This is a genomic window from Streptomyces sp. NPDC001880, assembly GCF_053594575.1.
Map to the genome: position 1 here is coordinate 20,599 of NZ_JBSFET010000079.1, position 7,720 is coordinate 28,318.

The 7,720-nt window shown below is 73.0% G+C and carries 6 protein-coding genes and 1 tRNA gene; 3 read left to right on the forward strand and 4 right to left on the reverse strand.

Going from position 1 to position 7,720, the window contains the following annotated elements; genetic code table 11:
• Positions 1-86 precede the first annotated feature (86 nt).
• From ACWCQ6_RS28735 to ACWCQ6_RS28745, 3 genes are all read right to left on the reverse strand, one after another.
• Positions 87-608, reverse strand: coding sequence for a single-stranded DNA-binding protein (locus ACWCQ6_RS28735; protein WP_451094047.1), 522 nt, complete (start codon positions 606-608; stop codon positions 87-89).
• A 99-nt stretch (positions 609-707) separates the two neighbouring features.
• Positions 708-2,627: a GTPase gene (locus tag ACWCQ6_RS28740; protein WP_451094049.1), complete on the reverse strand. Its 1,920-nt coding sequence runs from the start codon at positions 2,625-2,627 to the stop codon at positions 708-710.
• Positions 2,624-4,273 (reverse strand): ATP-binding protein, encoded by a 1,650-nt coding sequence (locus tag ACWCQ6_RS28745; protein WP_451094057.1) that lies wholly within the window; start codon positions 4,271-4,273, stop codon positions 2,624-2,626. The genes ACWCQ6_RS28740 and ACWCQ6_RS28745 overlap by 4 nt, the downstream gene beginning before the upstream one ends.
• Before the next feature lie 328 nt (positions 4,274-4,601).
• On the opposite strand from ACWCQ6_RS28745, the gene ACWCQ6_RS28750 reads away from it, so the two are divergent.
• From ACWCQ6_RS28750 to ACWCQ6_RS28760, 3 genes are all read left to right on the forward strand, one after another.
• Positions 4,602-4,674: transfer RNA gene (locus tag ACWCQ6_RS28750), tRNA-Arg, on the forward strand.
• Between the two features lie 244 nt (positions 4,675-4,918).
• Positions 4,919-5,182: a CopG family transcriptional regulator gene (locus tag ACWCQ6_RS28755; RefSeq protein WP_451094051.1), complete on the forward strand. Its 264-nt coding sequence runs from the start codon at positions 4,919-4,921 to the stop codon at positions 5,180-5,182.
• A complete protein-coding gene (locus tag ACWCQ6_RS28760; protein ID WP_451094053.1) occupies positions 5,179-5,592 on the forward strand; it encodes a PIN domain-containing protein in 414 nt (137 codons plus the stop codon). The genes ACWCQ6_RS28755 and ACWCQ6_RS28760 overlap by 4 nt, the downstream gene beginning before the upstream one ends.
• Before the next feature lie 290 nt (positions 5,593-5,882).
• On the opposite strand, the gene ACWCQ6_RS28765 is transcribed toward ACWCQ6_RS28760, so the two are convergent.
• The gene (locus ACWCQ6_RS28765) at positions 5,883-7,394 is read right to left on the reverse strand and encodes an FG-GAP and VCBS repeat-containing protein (RefSeq protein WP_451094055.1); all 1,512 of its coding nucleotides are present in this window, start codon (positions 7,392-7,394) and stop codon (positions 5,883-5,885) included.
• Positions 7,395-7,720 lie beyond the last annotated feature (326 nt).

A 7,720-nucleotide genomic window follows, 5' to 3' on the forward strand; every position in this document is an offset into this window, starting at 1 on the left:
AATCGTTATCGCCGGTATCAGTGGCGTTCGCCTCCCGGCCGCCCCGGGCCCGATTTCGGCGCCTTTTTCGCCCCGCTGTCGGCCCGTCACGGCACCGACGCCAGCTCCTTCCCGGCCTTCTGACGCCCTGTCGCCCCTTTGCTCCCGGAACGCTCCGCCCCTCCCCCGGACCCACCGGACCCAGCGGGTTCATCCGGACCGTCGTCCGGCCTGTCCGCGCTGCCCACACGCGCCGTCAGCGCGGGGTCACCCCGCATGACCCGCCGGAACGCTGCGGTCCCCCGCGTCAGGTCATGGCCCACCGCGATCGCCTCGATGTCCACGAACGTCCGCCGCTGTCCCTCCCGTTCCTCCTCGCGCACCTTCAGCCGGCCGTGCACGACGAGTGGTTCGCCGACGGAAACGGAACCGGTCAGATTCCAAGCCAGGGTCCGCCAGGCCCACACGGTGTAAAAGCTGGTGTGCCCGTCCGCCCAGAGCTGTTTCTCACGGTCCCAGCGACGCGGGGTCACCGCGAACCGGAATCGCGCCATTCCGCCAGTCGCGGTCTCCCGGAACTCCACGCCCGTCGCCGCGTTGCCCACCAATGTCACCAAGGTTTCGTTCATGACTCCGCCTCCCCTTCGGCCTTCGGACCGGCGTTCGCGTCCGCGCGGTCACTGATCCCAGGTTGAAGGGAAGGCGGGAATCCCGCTGATGCCTGTGGACTACCCGCCGGTTGTGGAAATCTCCGTCACCGCCGCGTACCTCTCCCGCACTTCTCGGTACCGCACGAGTTCAGCGGCCACCGGATCGAGCACCCGGGCCCGGCCGCAGGCCGCCGCGGCCTCGCGCAACTGCCGCTCGGCCTCCTGCCCGTACCGTCGCGCCGGCCCACGCGCCGCGGCCACGCACGACCACTCCACCAGGGGGCCGCCGACGACCCCGGTCAGCATCACCAGGGCGGGCGTGAGGTATCCCGGTTCGAGTACGCCGACGATCTGGCCGACCAGCCAGAGACCGCCGAAGATCTGCAGCAGCGTCATGGACACCTGCGCCAGCACCGCGGCGGGCCACCACCTCGGCCTCGGCGGCTTCCCGCCCACCCGGCCGCTGTGCGCCACCCCGGAGGCCCCGGCCACCCCCGTCGCCACCACCGCCGCACCGCCCGGCGGGCGCTCCGCTCCGGCCCTCTGCGCCAGCCCGTCGAGCGCCTCCGGCAGTCCCTGAGCACCGCGCACCGCGGCCTCGCGGACCGCCTGCGCCCAGGGGCCCGGCAGCCCGTCGGAGGCCTCGTCCGCCACCACCCGTACCGCCTGCTCGACGCGCTGGCGGGCGGTGAGCTGCTCCTCCGGGGGCTCGGGCAGCGCCGGGCGCTCCAGGCTTCCGGGCCGCCGGACGGACTCGTACCAGCGCCACAGCCGCAGCCAGGGCGTACCGCAGGCCCGTCCGGCGTTCCTGCGCCACTCGCGCTCGGCCGCCTGGCCCGCCGCGGCCGCCCCGACGGCGTCCGCCAGCCGGTCGGCGAACTCCTCGCGGGCCCGTTCGCCGAGACCGGGGCGCCCCTCGGCCACGTACACCGGGCGGAGCCTGGCCGCGGCGGCGTCCACGTCCGCGGAGAGTCTGCGCGCCGCCGCGGTGCGCTCCTGGACGAACCGGCCGAGCACCTCGCGCAGTTCGCCGACGCCCTCGCCGGTGAGCGCGGACAGGGACATGACGGTGGCGCCGGGTTCGCCGTGCTCGCCGAGCGCCATGCCGTCCTCGTCGAGCAGCCGGCGCAGATCGTCGAGGACCAGGTCGGCGGCGTCGCCGGGCAGCCGGTCGATCTGGTTGAGGACGACGAAGGTGACCTCGGCGTGCCCGGCGAGCGGCCGCAGATAGCGCTCGTGCAGAGCCGCGTCCGCGTACTTCTCCGGGTCGACGACCCAGATCACGGCGTCGACCAGCGCGAGCACCCGGTCGACCTGTTCCCGGTGCTCGGTCGCCGCCGAGTCGTGGTCGGGCAGGTCGACGAGGACGAGCCCCTGAAGGGCCTCGTCGGCGTCCGCGCCGCCCTGCTGCGGCCTGCGCCTGAGCCGGCCGGGGATGGCGAGCCGGTCGAGCAGTCCGGCCGCCCCGTCGGTCCAGGAGCAGGCGAGGGGGGCGGCGGTGGTCGGCCTGCGCAGCCCGGTGTCGGAGATCTGGGCGCCCGCGAGGGTGTTGAAGAGCGTCGACTTGCCGCTGCCGGTGGCCCCGGCGATGGCGACGACGGTGTGCCGGGAGGAGAGCCGCTGCCGGGCCGCCGCTTCGTCGAGCACCCGTCCCGCCTCGGCGAGGGTGTCCCCGTCGAGCCGGGCCCGGGACAGCCCGATGAGTTCGCGCAGCGCGTCGAGCCGCGGCCGGAGCGGGCCGCCGGAGGGCACATAGGCCTCGACCTGGGGCGGCCGTACGTCGTCGTCCGGGGCGGCTTCGGGTTCGGGGTCCGCCGCCCTGGTGGCCGCCCGCCGGGCAATGAGCCCGTCGTTCCATTCCCGGCCCGTCCCGGAGGCCCGGCCCGCCTCGGGGATCCGGCCCACCCCGGAGGCCCGGCCCTGCCCGTCCAAGTCCCGGTCCTCGTGGGAAGCGGGGCCGCCGACCCGGCCGGGCCCCTCGTCAGTGACGGCAGTCATCGCTGCCACCTCTCCTTCTGCAGTACGGACAGCGCGGCGATCAGTTCGGCCTGCGGCTCCGGGGCCACGTCGAGTGCGTCGAGCGGTGCGAGCCGGCGGTCGCGCTCGCCGTTCATCACCCGGTCGAGGCAGTCGGTGAGCAGCGCCCCGCCCTTGTCGCGCAGCCGCAGCGCGCCCTGGGCGCCGATCCGTTCGGCGAGCTGCTCCCCGGCGCCCCGGGTGCGGCGCCCGCCGAGCAGTGCGGCGGCCAGCAGCGCGGCCACGGTCTCGGCGTCGGGGGCGGCACTGCGTTCCAGGTTGCGCGCCTCCTCCTCGGCCAGTTCCTCCAGGACCCGCCACCACCGCCGTACGGCCATGGCGGTCCGGCCCCGGATGTCCTCGGCGGGCCCCCACCCCCCGGCCTCCCGGCCGACGTCCTCGAAGCCGAAATCCCCGGCCGCGGGATCGCGCTGCCAGGTCGTGCGGATCTGTTCGTCGGCGGCGGCCACGGCGCACTGGAGGAGCGCGGAAAGGCTTTCGACCAGCGCTTCGAGGAGTTCGCCGGAGGTGCTGTACAGCGGGTATCCGCGCCATCTGGTGCGGGCGTCCCCGGCGAGCACGCCGCCGCTGCGCAGCCTGCGCCGGACCCGGGCGCCTTCCGTGCGGTACGCGTCCTCGACCACACCGGTCAGCCGCACAGCCGCCGCGTACTGCGCCGCGACGGCCCCGGCCAGCTCGGGCATCCGTACGTCCAGGGAGTCGATGACCCCGGCCGCCGTACGCCCCACAGCCTGCTGGCGGGCCGCCGGGTCCTGGGCGCGGTGGGTGAGCCAGGCCCGCAGCGGGGCGACGGCGGTCGTGGGCAGCAGCCCGTTGCCGCCGCCGGCCGATTCGGGCAGCTCGGGAATGGTGAAGCGCGGCACCTCGCCGAGGCCCGCCCGGGTGAGCAGCGCCCCGTACTGCCGCGACACCTCGGCGATCACCTGGTGCGGCACCCGGTCGAGGACGGTGACGAGCGAGGCGTCGTACTGCTTGGCGGTACGCAGCAGATGCCAGGGCACCGCGTCCGCGTACCGGGAGGCCGTGGTCACCATCACCCACACGTCCGCGGCGCAGATCAGCTCGGCCGCCAGCATCCGGTTGCGCACCACGAGCGAGTCGATGTCGGGCGCGTCGAGCAGGGCGAGCCCGCGCGGCAGTCCGGGCGAGGTCTCGACCCGCAACGCGGTCCCGTCCTCCTCGCACCCGTCGAGCCCGTCGCGGTCCCCGCACCGGCCGGGCCCCCCGGACTCGTCCGGCGGCAGCCAGACCCGGGTCAGCTGCGGCAGTACGCGTGTCCCCGCGAACCAGTGGTGATCATCCGGATGGCAGACGAGCACGGGGGTCCGGGTGGTCGGCCGCAGCACCCCGGCCTCGCTGACCCGCCGGCCCACCAGCGAATTGACCAGCGTCGACTTGCCCGCCCCGGTCGACCCCCCGATGACCGCGAGCAGGGGTGCTTCGGGATCCCTGAGCCGGGGAAGCAGAAAGTCGTCGAGCTGGGCGAGCAGCTCCCCCCGGGTCTGCCGGGCGCGCGCGGCCCCCGGCAGCGGAAGTGGAAGACGCACGGCAGCGACACGGTCGCGCAGGGCGGAAAGTGCGTCGATGAGCTGAGGCCGTACGTCCAAGGTCACCACATGCGAAGAATGCCCAATTTTGGAGCCTTTTTGAAGCGTATAGCCACCTCTGCGCGCCGGTTCTCCCCCAGGGATGAAGTCGGGACAGAGGGGATGAGTGGGGCGCAGGCATAACGAGTGCACAACACCCGGCGCGCGAGGCGCGAAAAGCGCTGCACGAATCCCACCTACCTGCGATTATCGGTTCGCTTCACCGAACCTCCACATCGTGCCACGCAGGTGAAGCAACCAGGACAAGGTGATCGGAGCCCTATCCTTGTCCCGGCAGGTCACCGACCGGCCCGGCCCCAGGGCTCCAGGCCTCCGAGGCCACCACCCGGCCCCCGTAGCTCAGTGGATAGAGCAGGCGCCTTCTAAGCGCTTGGCCGCAGGTTCGAGTCCTGCCGGGGGCGCCGCATTTCGTCAGGCGCCGTTCTCAGCCCGTCGCAAGATCACTTGCGGCGGGTTTTTCGTCGCCTGCTATAGCGACCCGGAGCCGGCCCGGGGACTCACGGCTTGACCGCACGCAACGCCCGCACCGGCTCCACACCGGGCCAACCGCAGACTCCGCCGCCGACGCACCAACGGGCCTGGATGCCGTTCGCGTGCGGGAGACTCCGAACCAAGCGCGGGAGGATGCGCGGTAGGATGAAGGGCATGAGTGAGCCTACCGGCAAGTACTCGATCACCATGCCGCGCGACATCGCGGAAGCCGCCCGGACCCGCAGCGGCCCCTCCGGACTGTCCGCCTACGTCGCTGCGGCCGTCGCCCGCCAGATCGAACGCGACAACCTCAATGAACTCATCCAGGTCGCCGAGGCCGACCACGGGCCCATCACGGACGACGAGATCCAGGCGCTGCGTGATCAGCTCCACCAGGCGCGGCAGGAACAGGCCGACGGTGAAGCGGACGCCGCGTGAACCGCTCGCCCGCTACCCCCGGCGGCACCCTCGTCCTGGACAGCGAGGGACTGGCCAAGGCCGTCCTGCGCGACCGAACGGTCACCGCGTGGCTCGCCCTGGCCCGCGCCGACGATCTCCGCGTCATCACCTCCGCCGCCACTCTCGTGGAGGTGGTCCATCCCCACGTCAACCGGCCGGCCCTGGAGTGGACGCTGTCCCGCCTCATCGTCGAGCCGGTGACCGAGCCGATCGCCCGCCGAGCCGCTGCGCTCCTGGCGGACGCCGGGCTGCACGGGCACAAGTACGCCATTGACGCCATGCTCAGCGCTACCGCCTTGGCCGCCCCCGGACCCACCACGATCCTGACCTCGGACCCAGAGGACCTCGCCGCCCTGTGCGGGGCGCACGTCACCGTCATCAAGGTCTGAGCTCGGCACTCCGCAGCGTTGCAGCGCTCCCTCCTCGATCAAGGCGGTGGGCCCACCCCGGCTGTGAGGTGAGGCGTCCCGACTGGGGAAACGTTCGTTCCGGCCGGGGCGCGATGACCAGGTAGCCGGCCGACCGCCAGGGCCGGAAGGCAGCGGACAGCGGGGCACCGGCAGGGCTTGCCGCACGGTGCGGGGGCGCATGGCCTCACCGCAAAAGGCGGTCCACGGGCGGGACATGCCCGCTGCCCGGCCTCCGGGGGCGGGGCCGGCCCCACCCCCGCTCCGTTCGGTCAGCGGTTGAACGACGAACCCAGCGTCGCGGCCGTTCCCACGGTGCCCAGCGTGCCGTGGCCGAAGGTGAACGAGCCCGTGGCCGTCAGGCCCTTCGCCGTGGTCGGGAAGACCCACAGGGAGCCTGCGTTGCCGTTCTCGCCGGGGGCGCCGACAGCCAGTTCGCTGCGGCCGTCGCGGTTGGCGTCGACCAGCTTGGCGGCGCCGCCGAACAGGTCGCCGGCCTCGGCCACCCCGGAGACGTCCGCCGTGTCCTGGTTGAAGCCCACCGTGCCGGTCCCGGTCGGGCCGGACGCGGTGCCGGGGAGGACCAGGACGGAGCCCGCGTCCTTCTTCGTGCCGATGTCCTCCCGGGGGACGCCGACGGCGATGTCGCCGTAGCCGTCGCCGTTCATGTCGCCGATCGACAGGGACGCACCGAATCCGTCATGCACTTCGGCGGCGCCGGGGACACCGGCGCTGTCCTGGTTGAAGACCTTGGCCCGGTCGCCGCGCGGGCCGGTGGCGCTGCCCGGTACGTAGGTGATCATGCCGCCCAGGGCGAGCGGATAGTCCAGATCGCTGTCGTAGCCCTCGACGATGCGGCCGACGACGAGGTCGGCGTACTTGTCCCCGTTGATGTGGCCGGCCGTGATGGTCTCGCCGCCCTGGAGGCGGTAGCCATTGGGACGGTTGACGGTGGTGTAGTCCTCGGCGAGGCCGGTGGCGCCGCCGTTGCGGATGAGGATGCGCCGGGCGTCGTACTCGTCGCCGTCGTGGACGACGGCGGCCAGGTCGTCGCGGCCGTCGCCGTTGAAGTCGCCCGCGGCGATGTCCGTGTAGCGCAGATCGTCCATGTCGGGGATCTCCCGGGCGGGGGCCGCCGCGCTGCCGTCGCGCTCGAACGGGCCGGACAGGACGTGGATGTTGCCCGATCCGAGGGTGACGACGTCCGTGGCGCCGTCGCCGTCGAAGTCGCCGACGGCGGTGTGGATGCCGATCCCCGCGTACTGCTGATCGCCGGTCAGGAGGGTCGCGCCGCCGGACAGTCCCTTCTCGCCGCCCCAGATGACGGTGAGCGAACCGGCCTGCTTGGACGTGCCGTTCTGCTCGTTGCCCGCGCCGACCACGAGGTCGCTGTAGCCGTCCTTGTCGAGGTCGGCGGAGACCATCGAACTGCCGAACGCGTCGCCGATCTCGGCGGCGTCCGGTATTCCGGGCGAGTTCTGGGTGAAGACCTGCTTGGTGGAGGTCTGCGGTCCGTTCTCGGAGCCGTACACCACACCCACGTATCCGGCCTTGGCCTTGCCGTCGACCGTGGCACCCGGCGCGGTGAACGCGAGGTCCGGGTAGCCGTCCCCGTTGAAGTCGTCGCGGCGCGGGGTCGGTGTGGGCACCGCGCCCTTCGCGGACGCCGACACCGAGGTCGTGGCGCGGTCGGGCGTCGAGGCCTGGGCGGTGGAGAAGGTGGTCACGGCGGTCGCCACGGTGATGGCGAGGACCACGGTGGTTCCTAGAGCACGGGATGCCACGTGGACTCCTTCGTTCGGGTTCGGAAGGTTCGGGTGGTCAGTGCGGTGCGTCGGTGGTGCACCGGCGCCGCGCAGTCCCGGACCGCGCGGCGTGTCGGTGCATGCACCGGCGCCGCGCAGTCTCAGACCGGCGGCGGCTCGCGACGGTTGCCTCCTCGAAGCGACCGTTACAGCTCCTCCACTCGAACGGCCGGTGAACTCCGCGCGACGAACTCCGGTCGCTGTGACCTGCGTTGATCAGCCGGCCGTCGCCCCGTTCAGTTCAGTTCGCCCTCCGGCACTTCCCCGGAACCACCCTCTCCGGGCCCGTTCTTGAGCCGGTCGGC